Here is a 15,023-nt window from a genome sequence, read left to right as displayed (position 1 = left end):
TCCCCAGCCCACTGAACTTCCAGTTCACACGCCCTCGTCAGGAGCCATTGAACTTCCAGTTCACACGACCTCGTTAGGCGCCATTGAACTTCCAGTTCACACGACCTCGTCAGGAGAAGTGTGAACCGGAAGTTCAATGGGGTTTTTGAGACCATGTGCGCGGGAGACGCCCACAGGCCGACACCGGTGTCGGACACGGCACGGTGCACCCTCGCTCAGCGCAGCGGGGTCCAGCCGGGCGGGAGCGGGCCATCCAAGGCCGCGCGCTCCGCGTCGACGGCCGCCGACCAGCCTTGCGCGGCATCCGTGGCATCGAAGCCCCCACGGGCCACGCGCAGCCCGACGTCGTCGTGATGCGTGCGCGGCGCGCCGCCGCGGCGGGTCGAGGCGCGCACGCTCCACGCGTCGTCGGCGAACCCGCCACCGCGGAACACGCGGTAGTCGGCATACCGGGCGGGATCGAGCAGATCCCAGCACCACTCCCAGACGTTGCCGAGCGTGTCGAACAGGCCGTTGAGATTCGGCAGCTTGCCGCCGACGTTCTGCGGGGCTGTCACGCCGTCGGCGCTCGTCCACGCGATCTCCGCCAGCGGCCCGTACTGCGGGCCGGTGGAACCGGCACGGCACGCGTGCTCCCACTCGGCCTCGGTCGGCAGGCGGAACCCGTCGGCGTCCACATGCCAGGTGACGTCCTCGCCGTCGAACGTGTAGGCCGGGTCCAGCCCTTCCCACTCCGACGCCGCGTTGCAGAACCGGATCGCGCGCAGCCAGCTCACGTCGGTCGCGGGGCGTCGCGGATGCCCGCCCGGCTCGCCCAGCAGCTCGGTGAGCTGCTCCTGCGTGACCGCGTAGACGCCGATCTCGAACGGCTCCAGGTCGACGCTCCAGCGCGCCTTCCGGCGGGCGTCGTGGAGGGTCACCGTGCCGCCCGCGATGCGGGCGAGCTCGATGTCGGTCACCCGTCGTGGGGTTCCAGCACGAAGATCGCGATCTGGCGGTCAGTCTTCGTCTGGTAGTTGTCGTAGTCGGGCCAGACGGCCGTCGCCCGCGCCCACCATTGGGCCCGCTCGTCACCCGACAGCTCGCGCGCCGTGTAGTCGCGGCGGACGTCGCCGTCCTGCAGCTCGACGTGGGGCCGGCGGCGCATGTTCTCGGCCCACCTGGGCTCATCGGGCGCTCCGCCCTTCGACGCGACCACCGCGTAGCGGCCGTCGTGCTCGACGCGCATCAGCGCGGTCTTGCGCAGGGCCCCGCTCTTCGCACCGACCGTGGTCAGCACGATGATGGGCACACCCCGCAACGTGTTCGCCTTCTCGCCGTTCGACGCCTCGTAGGCCTCGGCCTGCTTGCGGGCCCAGTCGGACGTGGACGGCTTGTACTCTCCGGTCAGCGGCATACGCACCAGCGTAAAGCCGTGACGATGAGCCTCGGGTCGTACGGCCCTATCGTCGAGGTATGCCGAACATGGGAGTCGAACTCCTTCCCGGGCGCACCGTCGAGCAGCGCCGCAGCTTCGCCGAACTGGTGACCGACGCCGCTGTCGAGGCGCTCGGCGCCCGCCGGCAGGACGTGCGCATCATGTTCGAAGAGGTCGCCGCCGACTTCGTCGCGAACGGCGGCCTGCTCGCCAGCGAGGACGCCGACCGCGCCGGCCAGGTGTCGCGTTTCGGCGGCGCCTCCGCCGCCGACTGACGGAGACCACGAGAAACGGATGCCGCGACCGAGGTCGCGGCATCCGTTCTGGTGTGCGAAGGTCAGAGACCCTGGATGATCTCGCGCATCAGCGCGGCCGTTTCGGACGGCGTCTTGCCGACCTTGACGCCGGCGGCCTCGAGGGCCTCCTTCTTCGCCTGGGCCGTGCCCGCCGAGCCCGACACGATGGCGCCGGCGTGGCCCATGGTCTTGCCCTCGGGCGCGGTGAAGCCGGCGACGTAGCCGACGACCGGCTTGGTCACGTTGGCCTTGATGAAGTCGGCCGCGCGCTCTTCGGCGTCGCCGCCGATCTCGCCGATCATGACGATCGCCTTGGTCTCGGGGTCAGCCTCGAACGCGGCGAGCGCGTCGATGTGCGTGGTGCCGATGATCGGGTCGCCGCCGATGCCGATGGCCGTCGAGAAGCCGATCTCGCGCAGCTCGTACATCATCTGGTAGGTCAGGGTGCCCGACTTCGACACGAGGCCGATCGGCCCCTTGCCGGTGATATTGGCGGGCGTGATGCCGACCAGCGACTCGCCGGGCGTGATGATGCCGGGGCAGTTCGGGCCGATGATGCGGGTCTTGTCGCCCTTCGACTGCGCGTAGGCCCACGCCTCGGCGGTGTCGCCGACGGGCACACCCTCGGTGATCACGACGAGGAGGGGGATCTCGGCGTCGATGGCCTCGACCATGGCGCTCTTGGTGAAGGCTGGCGGCACGAACGCGATCGAGACGTCGGCGCCGGTGGCGGCGATGGCCTCTTCGACCGAAGCGAACACGGGCAGTTCGACGGGGTTGCCGTCGGCGTCGGTGTGAAGGACCGTGGTGCCGGCCTTGCGGGCGTTCACGCCGCCGACGACCTGGGTGCCGGCCTTGAGCATGAGTGCGGTGTGCTTGGTGCCCTCGCCGCCGGTGATGCCCTGGACGATGACCTTGGAGTCCTTGTCAAGGAAGATCGACATGTTTCTGGTTCCTTATCTCAGTCTCAGGCGTTGGCGAGCTCGGCGGCCTTGTCGGCGCCCTCGTCCATCGTCTCGGCCAGGGTCACGAGCGGGTGGTTCGCGTCGCGCAGGATCGCGCGGCCCTCGTCCACCTTGTTGCCGTCCAGGCGCACGACCAGCGGCTTCGAGGCGCTGGGTCCGAGCTCGGCCAGCGCTCCGACGATGCCCTTGGCGACCGCGTCGCACGCGGTGATGCCGCCGAAGACGTTGACGAACACGCTCTTGACCTGCGGGTCGCCGAGGATAACGTCCAGACCCGCGGCCATGACCTCGGCCGAGGCGCCGCCGCCGATGTCGAGGAAGTTGGCGGGCTTGACGCCGCCGTGGTTCTCACCGGCGTAGGCGACGACGTCGAGCGTCGACATCACGAGGCCCGCGCCGTTGCCGATCACGCCCACCTCGCCGTCGAGCTTGACGTAGTTGAGGTCGTTGGCCTTCGCCTTCGCCTCGAGCGGGTCGGCCGCCGCCTTGTCCTCGAGCAGCGCGTGCCCGGCGTGACGGAAGTCGGCGTTCTCGTCGAGCGAGACCTTGCCGTCGAGGGCGATGACGTCGCCTTCTTCGGTGAGCACGAGCGGGTTGACCTCGACGAGGGTCGCGTCCTCGCCCTTGTAGACCTTGAAGAGCTTGACGAAGACGTCGCTCACCTTGTCGACGAGCTCGGGGGCGAAGCCCGCGGCTTCGGCGATCTCGACCGCCTTCTGCTTGTCGATGCCCTGCAGCGGGTCGACCGCGATGCGCGCGAGCGCCTCGGGACGCTCGACGGCGAGCTCCTCGATCTCCATGCCGCCCTCCACGCTGCAGAGCGACAGGTACGAGCGGTTGGCGCGGTCCAGCAGCACCGAGAAGTAGTACTCCTTGTCGATGCGGGCGCCCTGGGCGACCATCACGCGCTTGACGATGTGGCCCTTTATGTCGAGGCCGAGGATGGACTTCGCCGCCTCGTAGGCCTCATCGGGGGTCTTGGCGACCTTCACGCCGCCTGCCTTGCCGCGCCCGCCGGTCTTGACCTGGGCCTTGACGACGACGACTCCGCCGATCTTCTCGGCCGCGGCCCGCACCTCCTCCGGCGTGTCCGCGACGATGCCGGCGAGCACCGGCACCTCGTACTTCTCGAAAAGGTCACGTGCCTGGTACTCGTACAGATCCACAGTGCATTCCTTCGCAGGTGGCGAATGGGGGTGGGACGACGCGAAAAGCGTCTCGACGTCGAGATATCGACCAGTGCCCCAGCCTACTACCGGTCATCGTCCGGTTCCGACCGGAGCGACGCGCCCTCGGTTCCGCACAGGCTGAGCGAGCGCACGCCGCTCCATCGATACTCAGCGCGCCGACGTCGCCTGATGAGCGGATGCCGTGGGGTCGAGGTCGTCGATCTCCTCGCCGGGCACACGGGGCAGCCGGGTGAGATCGCACAGCGCCGGCCCCTCGATACGCTGCCCGCTCGCCGTGAAGCGCGAAGCGTGCAGCGGGCAGTCCCATGACCGTTCGGCGTCGTTCCAGCGCAGCACCCCGCCCAGGTGCGGGCACACCGCGCTCACGGCGCGCGTCACACCGTCGACGGTCGAGATGCCGACGGGGTGCCCGCCGCGGTTCGCGACCACGCCGTCGCCCTCGCCGGGGCGGCGGACAGGCGCCGGCACCGCTTGCGCTCCCAGCCAGCCGGATGCCGCTTCCCAGCCGACGCGCACGTTCTCGACGCCGCCGCGGGCGAGGTCGGCGGGGACCGTGAAGCGCGTGGCGATCACGTTCATCCAGTCCGGTCGCTCGCGCCGGGGCACCTTGCCGATCTCGGCCACGATGCGCAGCGCCGCGGCAGGGGCGTTGGACAGCCCCCACTTCGCGTAGCCGGTGGCGAACCGCACCCGCCCGAGGCCGCGCGGCATCGCGCCGACGAACGGGATCAGATCGTGCGACTGGTAGTCCTGTGCCGACCACGCCGCCACCGGCTCGGCGCCCGGGAAGTGCTCCTGCGTCCAGGCGATGAGATCGTCACGGCACGTCCGGGGAGACGGCGCACGGCCGACCGGGAATCCGTTGCCGCCGACGATGAGCTGGGCAGCGCCCGCTGGCCCGTCCGCGGGGGTGATGGATCGGATGGACTTGGTCGCGCCGTCGACCGAGAGGTACAGGCCCTCGGGCAGCGGGGCATCCGTGGCGAACGCCACGCAGGTCGAGCGCAGCCCCCGCGTCTTGGCGAAGTACAGCCCACGGTCGATGATCGGCGTCGCGGTGGCGAGCACCACCTGATCAGCGGCCGCGAACCCGGCCGACGTCTCGACACCGGCATGCGGCACGATGTGCGCGTGGGTCACCCGCACGCCGGTGTGGAGCACGCCGCCGGCTTCGAGGTAGGCCCGCGCCATCGCGGCGAGGAGCTGCTGCGGGTCGATGGCGACCTGGCGGTCGAGCGCGACCGCGTCGACGATCGGGAACGGCGACTGCGCGAGCAGATCCGTTTCCACCCGGCGCACCGGCAGCCCGGCCTCCCACGCGGCCTCCAGCTCGGCCGCGACCGTCTCGGCGCCGTCCGGGGTCTGTGCATAGGAGTAGGCCGTGCGCCGGGAGTACGGCACGCCGAGCTCGTCGGCCAGGGAGGTCAGCCACTGCGCGCCGTCGGCATTCGCCTCGACGTATGCCTTCACGAGCCGCGCCGGGTGGTGGCGGCGCAGCGTCGAGAGCACGGAGCCCTGCAGGAGGGACAGCTTGCCGGTGTTGGCGCCGGAGGCGAGCTCGCCGACTTCTCCCGCCTCGATGACGGCGACGTCGCGGCCCTGCCGGGCGAGCATGAGTGCGGTGGCGAGGCCGGTGAGGCCGGCACCGACGACGACGACTTCGCGGTGCCGGCCCGGCTCGAAGGGCGTGCCGGTCACGCGGACCGGGTCGAGCTTCCAGATCGGCGTCATGTTCACAGTGAAGCCGCGCGCCGCGAGATCCTCCACCGGGTTGACAGGCATCGGGAGGAGTGAGAACGCGTACCGCGCGACGGATGCTCCACCTGACGCGGGGGCCTGCGCATTAGGCTCTCCCCGAGATGTCCGACACCGCCGCCGCTTCCGCCGCCCCGAGTTCCGCAGCCGCTCAGGGCGCCTCTCGCGCGGCCGTCGTCGCCGCCGCGCTCGAGCTGTTCGCTGAACAGGGGTTCGACCAGACCTCTGTGGAGCAGATCGCGCAGGCCGCAGGCGTCTCTCGCTCGACGTTCTTCCGGCAGTTCGGCGGCAAGGACGACGTGGTCTTCACCGACCACGAGGTGCTGCTCGATCGCCTCCGCGAGTTCCTGGCGCAGCCGCACCGCGATCCGTGGGCGGCCGTGTGCGAGGCATCCCTCTTCGTCTATGCGCACTTCGCGGCCGACCCCGAGCTCGCCCGACGGCGCTATGCGGTCGTTCGCGGCGTGCCCGCCCTGCGCGACCGCGAGATCGTGACGGTGTTCCGCTACGAGCGGCTGTTCGACGAGTACCTTCGCGCGTCGCTGCCCGGCCTCGATCCGCTCGACGCGGTGGGCTTCTCTGCGCTGGTCACCGCGATCCACAATCACGTGCTGCGGCGTCTCATCCGGGGGCCCAAGAAGGTGCCGGTATCGGTGCTGCGCACCGCTCTGGACGAGGCACGCCGGCGCTTCGGCGTCCTGCCGGACGGCGAGGCGGATCCTGCCGCCGACCAGGTCGTCGTCGCGGTCTTCCCGCGCGCGATGCCGACGGCGGAACTGGTGCGGCGACTGCGCGCACAGCTCGACGACTGACCGCTGCGGCGCGCCGGTCGATTCCGCTGTCGGACGGCGGCGGCACGGCTGTATGTTCAAGCCATGAGCGCCGTGGAGACCACCGCCGGAACGCCTGCCGAGACGGCGTGGTACAGCCAGGACCCAGATGCCGTCGTCGCCGCGTTCCGCAGTGACCGCGACCGCGGGCTGACCGCCGCCGACGCCGCGCAGCGGCTCAAAGAGCACGGCCCCAACTCGATCGCCGCCGAGAAGCCGCCGTCGACGTGGCAGGTCGCCCTGCAGCAGCTCGCGGACCCCATGAACGTCATGCTGGTCGCCGTCGCGATCATCAGCCTGTTCATCAACCAGGTCAGCGTCGGCATCCTCGTCGGGGCGCTCGTGGTGCTGAACATCGTCCTGGGCACCCGGCAGGAGCTCAAGGCGAAGGCATCCGTCGACGCCCTCTCCAAGATGCAGATCCCGCAGGCGAAGGTCATCCGCGACGGCACCCTGCTGCAGGTCGGCGCGACCACCCTCGTGCCGGGCGACATCGTCACGCTCGAGGCGGGCGACCTCGTGCCCGCCGACGCCCGCATCATCCGCTCGGCGACGCTCGAGACGCAGGAGGCCGCGCTCACCGGCGAGAGCGCGCCGATCCCGAAGGATGCCGGAACCCTCGCCGATCCCGACACGGCGCTCGGCGACCGCACCGACATGGTGTTCCAGAACACGCAGGTGACGCGCGGGACGGCCACGGTGGTCATCACGGGCACCGGCATGCAGACGCAGATGGGCCAGATCGCCTCGATGCTGTCGTCGGTCAAGCCGGGGAAGTCGCCGCTGCAGCGCGAGCTCGACTCGCTCACCGGCGTGCTCGGCTGGATCGCATGGGGCGCCGTCGCCATCATCATCATCACGGGCCTGCTGCGCGGACAGGAGATCGCGTCGGTCATCCTGCTGGGCATCTCGATGGCGATCTCGGCGATCCCGACGGGCATGCCGTCGTTCGTCCAGGCGATGCTCTCGTACGGCTCACGGCAGCTCGCCGAGCACCAGGCGGTCGTCAAGAACCTGACGGATGTCGAGACGCTGGGTGCCACCAGCGCCATCAACTCCGACAAGACCGGCACTCTCACCATGAACGAGATGACGGTGGAGACGCTGTACTACCGCGGCGAGTGGTTCACCGTCGCCGGCAGCGGCTACGAGAAGGTCGGCGAGGTGCGCCACACCGCCGGACTGCCGGTGCCGCAGTTCACGCAGCTGGCACTCGGGCTGACGCTCTGCAGCGACGCCACGGTGTCGGACGACGGCGCCGTCATCGGCGACCCGACCGAGGCTGCGCTCGTCGTGCTCGCGGCGAAGCTCGGCGCGGACGCCGAACTGACCCGCAGCACGTTCCCGCGGGTCGCGGAGGTGCCCTTCGACTCGGCGTACAAGTTCATGGGGACCTTCCACCGGATCCCGGTCGATGGCAACGAGCTGCTCGTGGGCTACGTCAAGGGCGGCCCGGACGTCGTGCTGGATCGCTGCAGCTCCGTCGCCACGATGGAGGGTGTCATGCCGATCGCCGATCGCCGCGACGAGATCCTGGAGGCGAACCGCAGGCTGTCGGAGCAGGGCCTGCGCGTGCTCGCCTTCGCGTTCCGCCGCTTCGCCCCCGACGCGCCGGTCGCGGACGACCCGATGGCGGCGATCGCGGATCTGACCTTCGTCGGCCTCGTCGGCATCATCGACCCGCTCCGCACCTCCTCGAAAGAGGCGGTGCGCATCGCGCGCGAAGCGGGCATCGAGGTCCGCATGATCACCGGCGACCACGCCATCACCGCCGCCGCGATCGGCGCCAAGCTCGGCCTCGGCGAGGGATCCGCGAGCGGCGCCGAGATCCAGGCGATGAGCGACGACGAACTGAAGGCGGCGCTTCCGCGCCTGCACATGTTCGGCCGCGTCACCCCCGAGGACAAGCTGCGCCTCGCCCGGCTCATGCAGGAGGACGGTGCCGTCGTCGCGATGACCGGCGACGCGGTGAACGACGCGGCCGCGCTCAAGCAGGCCGACATCGGCGTGGCGATGGGCTCGGGCAGCGACGTCACGAAGCAGGCGGGGAAGATGATCCTCGTCGACGACAACTTCGGCACGCTCGTCACCGCCGTCCGGCTCGGGCGCGGGATCTACGAGAAGATCGTCAGCTACGTCCGCTTCCAGATGTCGCAGCTGTTCTCGCTGGTGCTGCTGTTCCTCGTCGCGAGCATCTTCGGCATCAACGACGGCGTACCGCTCACACCGATCATGGTGCTGTTCCTGAACTTCTTCATCGCCATCTTCCCGGTGGTCGTGATCCTCCTCGACCCGGTGCCCGACGGCATCATGCTGAAGCCGCCGCGCGACCCGAAGAAGACGATCGCCAACCGCGGCGCGGTGACGCTCTGGTTCGTGTACGGCAGCCTCATCTTCCTGACGACGCTCGTCCCCCTGCTGATCTACCCCGACGAGCTCAGCTCGACCGAGCCCAACGTGCCGGTGACGATGGCGTTCGTGGTCTGCGCGCTCGGCTCGATCTTCGGTGGTCTCGTCATGCGTCGCGACCCCGAGTCGGGGCTCTCCGCGCCCATCCTCGCCGCCGTGAAGTGGCTATCGATCCCGCTGGCGCTCACGGTCGTCGCCGTCGAGGTCGGCTTCATGCAGCGCCTCATCGGCACGACGAGCCTCTCGGGCGACGAGTGGCTGACCGCGCTCGGCCTGGCGCTGCTGGTGCCCGTGCTGATCGAGATCGAGAAGTGGATCCGTCGCGCGCGCATCGCGCGTCGCACCGTCGTCGCCTGACTCGAAGGAACCGAACGCGCGCTGCCCGGCCACGGGTGGCGCGCGTTCCTGTCTCCGCGGAGCCTCCTGCGGTAGACCTCCCGATCCCGGTTGTTCCGCCGAGGGGAGACGGCGGTGGCGCTCACGGCGCCGGGCGGCACCACCGTCACGGTGGGGCTCCCCGCACCCGACGCCCGGGCGAGCGTCTCACCGCTCGTGCTCACCGCCGAGGCACGCACGATCGTCGGCAGCTACCTCGGATCCGCGGTGCCCAGCCGCGACATCCCCCGTTACGTCGAGCTGTGGCGCGCGGGACGCCTGCCGCTCGAGCGACTCGTCTCGTCCCGCATCGGCCTCGACGACCTCGACGCCGCCATGGACCGGCTCGCCGCAGGCGGCGAACTGCGCCAGCTCATCACCTTCGAAGGGAACCACGCATGAACAGAACCGCCATCGTCACGGGTGCCGCGCGCGGCATCGGAGCCGCCACCGCCAAGCGCCTCGCCGCCGACGGCAACGCCGTCGCCGTGCTCGACCTCGACGAGGCGCAGTGCGCCGAGACCGTGGGCGCGATCACGGGTCGGCAGCACCGCCGTCGGCGATTGGTTCCTCATCGACCAGCATCGGATTCAGGCGTTCGCCGACGCCACCGAGGACTGGCAGTGGATCCACCTCGACGCCGATCGCGCGGCATCCGGTCCGTTCGGCACCACCATCGCCCACGGCTACCTGACGCTGTCGCTCCTCCCGCGGCTCACCCAGGGACTGCTCGCGGTCGACGGCGCCGCGATGGTGGTCAACTACGGGCTCGACAAGGTGCGCTTCCTGCAGCCCGTGGTCGTCGACTCCCGTGTGCGGGGCGTGACCGAGATCGCCTCGGCCGAGCCGTCGCCGCAGGGCTACCGGGTGGGCCTGCGGACGACGGTCGAGCTGGAGAGCTCCGACCGCCCAGCGCTGGTGGCCGAGACCGTGGCGCTCTTCGTCCCGGAGGCCCGACCGCCCGCGAACTGACGGGATCGGGGTCGACGCCGCGGCGTCAGGGAAACTCGTCGCCGACGGCGCCCCCGTCGATCGCGTGACCCGCTGCGGGGCCGAGGCCCGCGCCCGGCGGCGGGCGGAAGTGGATCGGGGAGGCGATGAAGAGCGCGACCGCGAGCACGGCCAACAGGGTCCCCACGACGCAGACCCGGACGAGGATGCCGCGCGCACGCTCCCGCGACCGGAGCCGGGTGAACGCGACGAGCCCGAACCCGGCGAGGGCGCCGGCGGTGTTGACCAGGACATCGGTGACGTCGGTGCTGCCGATGGCCAGCACGAACTGGGTCGCCTCGAGCGCAAGGCTGACGGTGGCAGCGACGCCCGCGAGGCGGCGCCAGCTCCAGCGCGGCGCGAGAAGTCCGAGAAACAGACCCAAGGGCACGAATAGGAGGAGGTTGACGACGACCTCGGGGGGCCTGCTGGCTCCCTGTTCAGCGGTCGAGACGAACGGGACGAGTTTGATCACACGATCCACGCCGCCGACCCAGGGAAGCTCGAGCTTCCAGAGCACGATCCACACGAGCAGGAGGACGTAGATCGCGAACGCCGCGATCAGGCGGAACGGGGTCGCGTGGGCGGGAGCGGCCTCCCGATCGGGCTGCAGTGCGGTGTTCGTCATGGCGTCCCGGTCTCCGGATCTGATCGGGGCTGGATGCCCGTCGTGCGTCCCTTCTCGACGAGGAGGGTGAATCCAGTGAACGGCACCGGATGTTGCGTCCGCGTATCGTCCAGCGGGTCTCCCTGCGGCCACTCCACGACAGGGTCGCGGGGCTTCCTCCTAGCTTTCGTCCGGGAACTTCCCCCGGACGGTTCCGTCCATGGCATCCGCGAGAGCGTAGATCACCGGCCAGGCGCCCTCAGAGCTGTTCCCGAGCACGGTCACCGTGGTGCGTGTCTCCGGAATGTGCGTGGACCGGAACGATGCGCCGGCGTCATAGCCCTCCAGGATCAGGGACGAATTGCGGCGGCCCAGCCACAACCCCATCCCGTACCGCATGTGCTCGGCCGGCACGTCGAAGCGGGGACGGATCATCTCGGCGAGCGTGTCCGGCGACACGATCCGGCCATCCAGCAATGCGTTCCAGAACCGGTGCAGGTCGTCGGCCGTGAAGCACATCCCGCCGTCGCCGTTGCCCCGCACCGGGAGGTGCAGCAGGTTGGTGCGGTTGCCCTCCTCGTGCAGGTAGCCGAGGGCGGCATCCCCGGGGAGGTCATCGGAGCGGAGGAATGCCGAGCCGGTGAGTCCCGCCCGCTCGCAGACTTCGGTCTGGACCAGTTCATGGAAACCGCGGCCGCTGACGCGCTCGGCGACGAGCGCGAGCACCATGTACCCGCCATTGCAGTACGAGAATCGCTCACCGGGCGGGAACTTCTGCGGGAACCCGTCGAGGGCGGGTAGGAACGCCTCGGTCTCCGCGAGCCCATGCAGCGGCAGGGAGAAGACGTAGTCGTCGATGTCTCCGTCGCCTTCCTCGTCGAGGTAGTCCCCGATACCGGAGGTGTGGGTGAGCAGGTGCTCGATCGTCACCGCGTCGTCGATCAGGGGCAGGTCCTCGCCGAGAATGGGACGCACGAGGTCCTGCAGACCGAGCAGGCCGCCCTCGACGAGGCGCATGATCGCGAGAGCCGTGAAGCCCTTGTTGCCGCTGGCGGCCGAGATGCGTGTGCTCGGCGTATTCGGAACACGGAGGGCGCGGTTCGCGAAGCCCTCGCAGCGCTCGAGCGAGCGCCGGCCACCGACATCGATCGTGAGCACCCCACTGAACGACTCCGCCTCGATCGCGGCATCAAGCGCCTCGGGGGTGATGGGAATGGACATTGTGGGATCTCCAATCGACCGCTGTCACCTGGTGGTCACCGGGTCAGCTGGTGCCATTGTCCTTCTGAGATGCCTTCGATGGTGGGCATCAGCTCGCGCGAGAGCTACCCGATTGGATGCCTCCCATTGCCGCAACCAGCCTCGTCACGGCCAGAGTGTCACCACCGACGCTCACTCGCTGTCAGCATGTGATGGCACGGGTCACCGGCGACTACAGGCGCGGAAACGAACGGTCAGTCAGCCACCGGCCATAGCTCAAGAAGGCGCGATCCCCGATTCCGCGCGCCCGCCAACCGCCGACGCGGCAGCACGGCTGCGCTACGGCGTGGCGGCGGCATCCCATTCACGGCGCAGGTACCGCGGCGCCTGCACGCGCCAAGCCTCGATGACCAGTTCGGCGAGGTGATCGTCATCGACCGCCGCCATGCGGAAGGCCACCTTCGGCTCGCCCCACGGCGTGGTGGCGCCCAGGAACACGTCGGGCGCCATCTCGCGCAGCGCGAGCGCGTCGATCGGGTCGGCGATCTTCACGCCCACCACGAGCTCGGCCGCGATGATCGCACGCACGTCGGGCGGGGTGCTCGGCCACGGGTGGCACTCCCATGCGTAGAGCTTGCCGCGTACGAACCATGCGGCGCCGCCGGTCGTCGCGCGCTCTTCACTGCCGGGGAGTCCGTTCGCGGTGCGGCGCAGATCTTCGAGGGTGGCCACGGACCCCACCCTAGGCAGCGCCTCCGACACGGCGACCCCGCCATCGCGTCAGCGGCACCCTGCGCCTGCGTCACCGATCGCGCATTCCTCTCTATCGGGTGCGGCACCGCGGAACTAGGGTGGTCGCGTGAAGCGCATCTGGCCGTATCTCGTGCCCGGCGTGGTGCTGGCCGCGGTCGGGTTGGTCTGGACCCTGCAAGGCTTCGGTGTGCTGGGCGGGTCCGTGATGAGCGGCTCGGCCTTGTGGGCGACGATCGGCCCCATCGTGCTGGTGGCCGGTCTGGGCCTCATCGGCGTCGCGATCGTCATCGCCCGGCGCCGCCGCAAAGGGAGATGAGCGGCGACGGCGCGGGCACCCGCTCGCGTGTCAGACCCACTCGAGCACCATCGCCATCCCCTGACCACCGCCCACGCACATCGTCTCGAGGCCGTACCTTCGGCCGGTGGCGGCGAAGCCGTTGATGAGGGTGGAGGTGATGCGGGCACCCGTCATGCCGAACGGATACCCCACGGCGATCGCACCGCCGTGCACGTTGAGGCCCTCCGGGTCGACACCGAACTCGCGCGCCGACGGAATCACCTGCGCCGCGAGCGCCTCGTTGATCTCGACGAGATCCGTGTCGTCGATCGAGAGACCCGCGAGCGCCAGGGCGCGCCGCGACGCCTCCACCGGTCCGAGCCCCATCACCTCCGGCGAGAGTCCCGAGACGCCCGTCGACACGATGCGCGCAAGCGGCTCGAGGCTCAGCTCGTCGACCACCCGGTCCGAGACGACGACGACCGCCGCTGCACCGTCGTTGAGCGGGCAACAGTTGCCGGCGGTCACCGTGCCGTCGGGCCGGAAGGAGGTCGCCCGTCGCTCATCCGCCCGCCCTCCGCTGCGCTACGCGGTCTCGGGCGGGGCCGCGCTGCCGGTCGCGGTGCTCGAGGCTTTTCGCGATGCCTTCGGCGCCGACGTCCACGAGGAGTACGGCCTCACCGAGACCGCACCCACCGTGTCGTCGAACCCGCTGCGCGAGCCGATCCGGTCGGGCACCGTCGGCCGCGCCCTCTGGGGCGTGGACGTCGCGATCGCGGACCCCGACGTCGACGAGACCGTCGTGCTGGTCGACGCGCACGACGCCCTCGGCGAGATCGTCGTGCGCGGGCACAACCTGTTCAAGGGTTACCTCGGACTGTTCAAGGGTTACCTCGGACGAGCGGATGCCTCGGCCGCCGCCGTCGTCGACGGCTGGTTCCGCACCGGCGACCTGGGCACCTACACCAACGGAGTGCTCACCATCGTCGACCGCAAGAAGGACATGATCGTGCGGTTGGGGTACAACGTCTACCCGACCGAGGTGGAGGCCGTGCTCGCTCGGCATCCCGGCATCGCCGTCGCTGCCGTGTTCGGCGTCGACGACGACGTCGTGGCGTTCGTGCGCGATCGCATCGCCGCCTACAAGTACCCGCGCATCGTGCACCTCGTGCCGTCGCTGCCGCTGGGCTCGAGCGGGAAGGTGCTCAAGCGCGAGCTCGTCACACAGTTCTCCCCCGTCGTCTGACGTTCCGCCCCTCGCCGGATCCGCGAGACCTCTGCACCCAGGTCGTTGAGCGAGGGAGCGCCAGCGACCGAGACGAGCATCGACGCTCAGGTCAGGTTGCGGCATCCGTTCTCCTCAGACTGGTCAGGAACAGGTCGGTCAGCTGCTCGGCGACGAGGGTCTTGTCTTCGGGGCCCTCGGGCGAGTACCAGTGCGAGAGGTAGTGCACGTCGCTGAAGAAGTGGGCGACGAGCATCGCGAGCGGGATGTCGGTGCGGTACAGGCCCTCGGACTGCCCGCGCGAGATGAGCTCGGTGAACTCGTCGTGATAGGCGCGCCGGCGGCGGGTGACCTCCTGCTGGCGGGGCGCGGACAGCATGTTGAGGCTGCGGAAGAACACCGCCCCCTCCTCCATGGAGTCGATCGAGGTCTCGAGCACGTCGACGCAGACCGCGCGCAGCACGTCGTCGACGGTGCCGCCGCGGGCGATGATCTGATCCAGGTGCGCCTTCTGCAGCGTCAGCAGGCGCTCGTAGATGCCGAAGAGCAGGTCGTCCTTGGACTCGAAGTAATGGTACATCGCGCCCTTGGTGACGCCGGCGGCCTCGACGATCTGCTGCACGCTCGTGTTGGCGTACCCCTGGCGGGCGAACAGCTCGACGGCGGCGCGGGTGACGTCGTCGGCGACGTGAGAATCCTTCATGCCTTCATCCTTCACCCGAACCGGTCGCGCT

Annotated in this window: 15 protein-coding genes and 3 pseudogenes; 8 read left to right on the top strand and 10 right to left on the bottom strand. The window is 69.9% G+C overall.

What is annotated here, in order from left to right:
* Window positions 1-215: 215 nt before the first annotated feature.
* Window positions 216-959, bottom strand: coding sequence for an SUMF1/EgtB/PvdO family nonheme iron enzyme (locus MRBLWS13_RS17690; protein ID WP_349426633.1), 744 nt, complete (start codon window positions 957-959; stop codon window positions 216-218).
* Window positions 956-1,396 carry a nitroreductase family deazaflavin-dependent oxidoreductase gene (locus MRBLWS13_RS17685; RefSeq protein WP_349426632.1) on the bottom strand — a complete coding sequence of 147 codons (441 nt, stop codon included), beginning with the start codon at window positions 1,394-1,396 and terminating at the stop codon, window positions 956-958. The genes MRBLWS13_RS17690 and MRBLWS13_RS17685 overlap by 4 nt, the downstream gene beginning before the upstream one ends.
* A 59-nt stretch (window positions 1,397-1,455) precedes the next feature.
* On the opposite strand from MRBLWS13_RS17685, the gene MRBLWS13_RS17680 reads away from it, so the two are divergent.
* Entirely contained in the window at window positions 1,456-1,692 is a 237-nt protein-coding gene (locus tag MRBLWS13_RS17680; protein WP_349426631.1) for a tautomerase family protein, read from the top strand.
* A gap of 62 nt (window positions 1,693-1,754) precedes the next feature.
* Here MRBLWS13_RS17680 and sucD read toward each other — a convergent pair whose 3' ends face one another.
* The 3 genes from sucD to MRBLWS13_RS17665 form a co-directional block, all read right to left on the bottom strand.
* Complete coding sequence (gene sucD / locus MRBLWS13_RS17675; RefSeq protein WP_349426630.1) at window positions 1,755-2,657, bottom strand: succinate--CoA ligase subunit alpha; 903 nt, start codon at window positions 2,655-2,657, stop codon at window positions 1,755-1,757.
* Window positions 2,658-2,680: 23 nt separating this feature from the next.
* Window positions 2,681-3,844, bottom strand: coding sequence for an ADP-forming succinate--CoA ligase subunit beta (sucC, locus tag MRBLWS13_RS17670; protein WP_349426628.1), 1,164 nt, complete (start codon window positions 3,842-3,844; stop codon window positions 2,681-2,683).
* A gap of 171 nt (window positions 3,845-4,015) precedes the next feature.
* Window positions 4,016-5,650: an FAD-dependent oxidoreductase gene (locus tag MRBLWS13_RS17665; protein ID WP_349426627.1), complete on the bottom strand. Its 1,635-nt coding sequence runs from the start codon at window positions 5,648-5,650 to the stop codon at window positions 4,016-4,018.
* Between the two features lie 77 nt (window positions 5,651-5,727).
* Here MRBLWS13_RS17665 and MRBLWS13_RS17660 point away from each other — a divergent pair, with 77 nt between their 5' ends.
* From MRBLWS13_RS17660 to MRBLWS13_RS17640, 5 genes and pseudogenes are all read left to right on the top strand, one after another.
* Window positions 5,728-6,435: a TetR family transcriptional regulator gene (locus MRBLWS13_RS17660; protein ID WP_349426626.1), complete on the top strand. Its 708-nt coding sequence runs from the start codon at window positions 5,728-5,730 to the stop codon at window positions 6,433-6,435.
* A gap of 63 nt (window positions 6,436-6,498) precedes the next feature.
* The gene (locus MRBLWS13_RS17655) at window positions 6,499-9,219 is read left to right on the top strand and encodes a cation-translocating P-type ATPase (RefSeq protein ID WP_349426624.1); all 2,721 of its coding nucleotides are present in this window, start codon (window positions 6,499-6,501) and stop codon (window positions 9,217-9,219) included.
* 105 nt (window positions 9,220-9,324) lie between these two features.
* Window positions 9,325-9,639: pseudogene (locus tag MRBLWS13_RS17650) on the top strand (alcohol dehydrogenase); the annotation flags it as partial.
* Window positions 9,636-9,773 (top strand): annotated as a pseudogene (locus tag MRBLWS13_RS17645) (SDR family NAD(P)-dependent oxidoreductase); the annotation flags it as partial. The pseudogenes MRBLWS13_RS17650 and MRBLWS13_RS17645, both read left to right, overlap by 4 nt.
* Window positions 9,774-9,810: 37 nt before the next feature.
* Window positions 9,811-10,209 carry a MaoC family dehydratase gene (locus MRBLWS13_RS17640; RefSeq protein ID WP_349429092.1) on the top strand — a complete coding sequence of 133 codons (399 nt, stop codon included), beginning with the start codon at window positions 9,811-9,813 and terminating at the stop codon, window positions 10,207-10,209.
* A 25-nt stretch (window positions 10,210-10,234) separates the two neighbouring features.
* Here the strand turns inward: MRBLWS13_RS17640 and MRBLWS13_RS17635 are convergent, their stop codons facing one another.
* The 3 genes from MRBLWS13_RS17635 to MRBLWS13_RS17625 all read right to left on the bottom strand — a co-directional run bounded on the left by MRBLWS13_RS17635 (window position 10,235) and on the right by MRBLWS13_RS17625 (window position 12,766).
* Window positions 10,235-10,855 (bottom strand): VanZ family protein, encoded by a 621-nt coding sequence (locus MRBLWS13_RS17635; RefSeq protein ID WP_349426623.1) that lies wholly within the window; start codon window positions 10,853-10,855, stop codon window positions 10,235-10,237.
* A gap of 159 nt (window positions 10,856-11,014) precedes the next feature.
* Window positions 11,015-12,055 carry a serine hydrolase domain-containing protein gene (locus MRBLWS13_RS17630; protein WP_349426622.1) on the bottom strand — a complete coding sequence of 347 codons (1,041 nt, stop codon included), beginning with the start codon at window positions 12,053-12,055 and terminating at the stop codon, window positions 11,015-11,017.
* Window positions 12,056-12,373: 318 nt separating this feature from the next.
* On the bottom strand, window positions 12,374-12,766 hold the full coding sequence (locus MRBLWS13_RS17625; protein ID WP_349426621.1) for an MmcQ/YjbR family DNA-binding protein: 393 nt from the start codon (window positions 12,764-12,766) through the stop codon (window positions 12,374-12,376).
* Window positions 12,767-12,893: 127 nt separating this feature from the next.
* On the opposite strand from MRBLWS13_RS17625, the gene MRBLWS13_RS17620 reads away from it, so the two are divergent.
* On the top strand, window positions 12,894-13,103 hold the full coding sequence (locus MRBLWS13_RS17620; RefSeq protein ID WP_349426620.1) for a hypothetical protein: 210 nt from the start codon (window positions 12,894-12,896) through the stop codon (window positions 13,101-13,103).
* A gap of 30 nt (window positions 13,104-13,133) precedes the next feature.
* On the opposite strand, the pseudogene MRBLWS13_RS17615 reads toward MRBLWS13_RS17620, so the two are convergent.
* Window positions 13,134-13,610: pseudogene (locus MRBLWS13_RS17615) on the bottom strand (acetyl-CoA C-acyltransferase); the annotation flags it as partial.
* Here MRBLWS13_RS17615 and MRBLWS13_RS17610 point away from each other — a divergent pair.
* Entirely contained in the window at window positions 13,564-14,310 is a 747-nt protein-coding gene (locus tag MRBLWS13_RS17610) for an AMP-binding protein (RefSeq protein WP_349426619.1), read from the top strand. The pseudogene MRBLWS13_RS17615 and the gene MRBLWS13_RS17610 overlap by 47 nt on opposite strands.
* A gap of 91 nt (window positions 14,311-14,401) precedes the next feature.
* On the opposite strand, the gene MRBLWS13_RS17605 is transcribed toward MRBLWS13_RS17610, so the two are convergent.
* Complete coding sequence (locus MRBLWS13_RS17605; protein ID WP_349426618.1) at window positions 14,402-14,992, bottom strand: TetR/AcrR family transcriptional regulator; 591 nt, start codon at window positions 14,990-14,992, stop codon at window positions 14,402-14,404.
* Window positions 14,993-15,023 lie beyond the last annotated feature (31 nt).

The organism is Microbacterium sp. LWS13-1.2, from assembly GCF_040144835.1.
In the GTDB taxonomy this organism is placed as follows: domain Bacteria; phylum Actinomycetota; class Actinomycetes; order Actinomycetales; family Microbacteriaceae; genus Microbacterium.
Note: the sequence above shows the minus strand (reverse complement) of the source record. Positions and strands in the feature narration are given on the sequence as shown.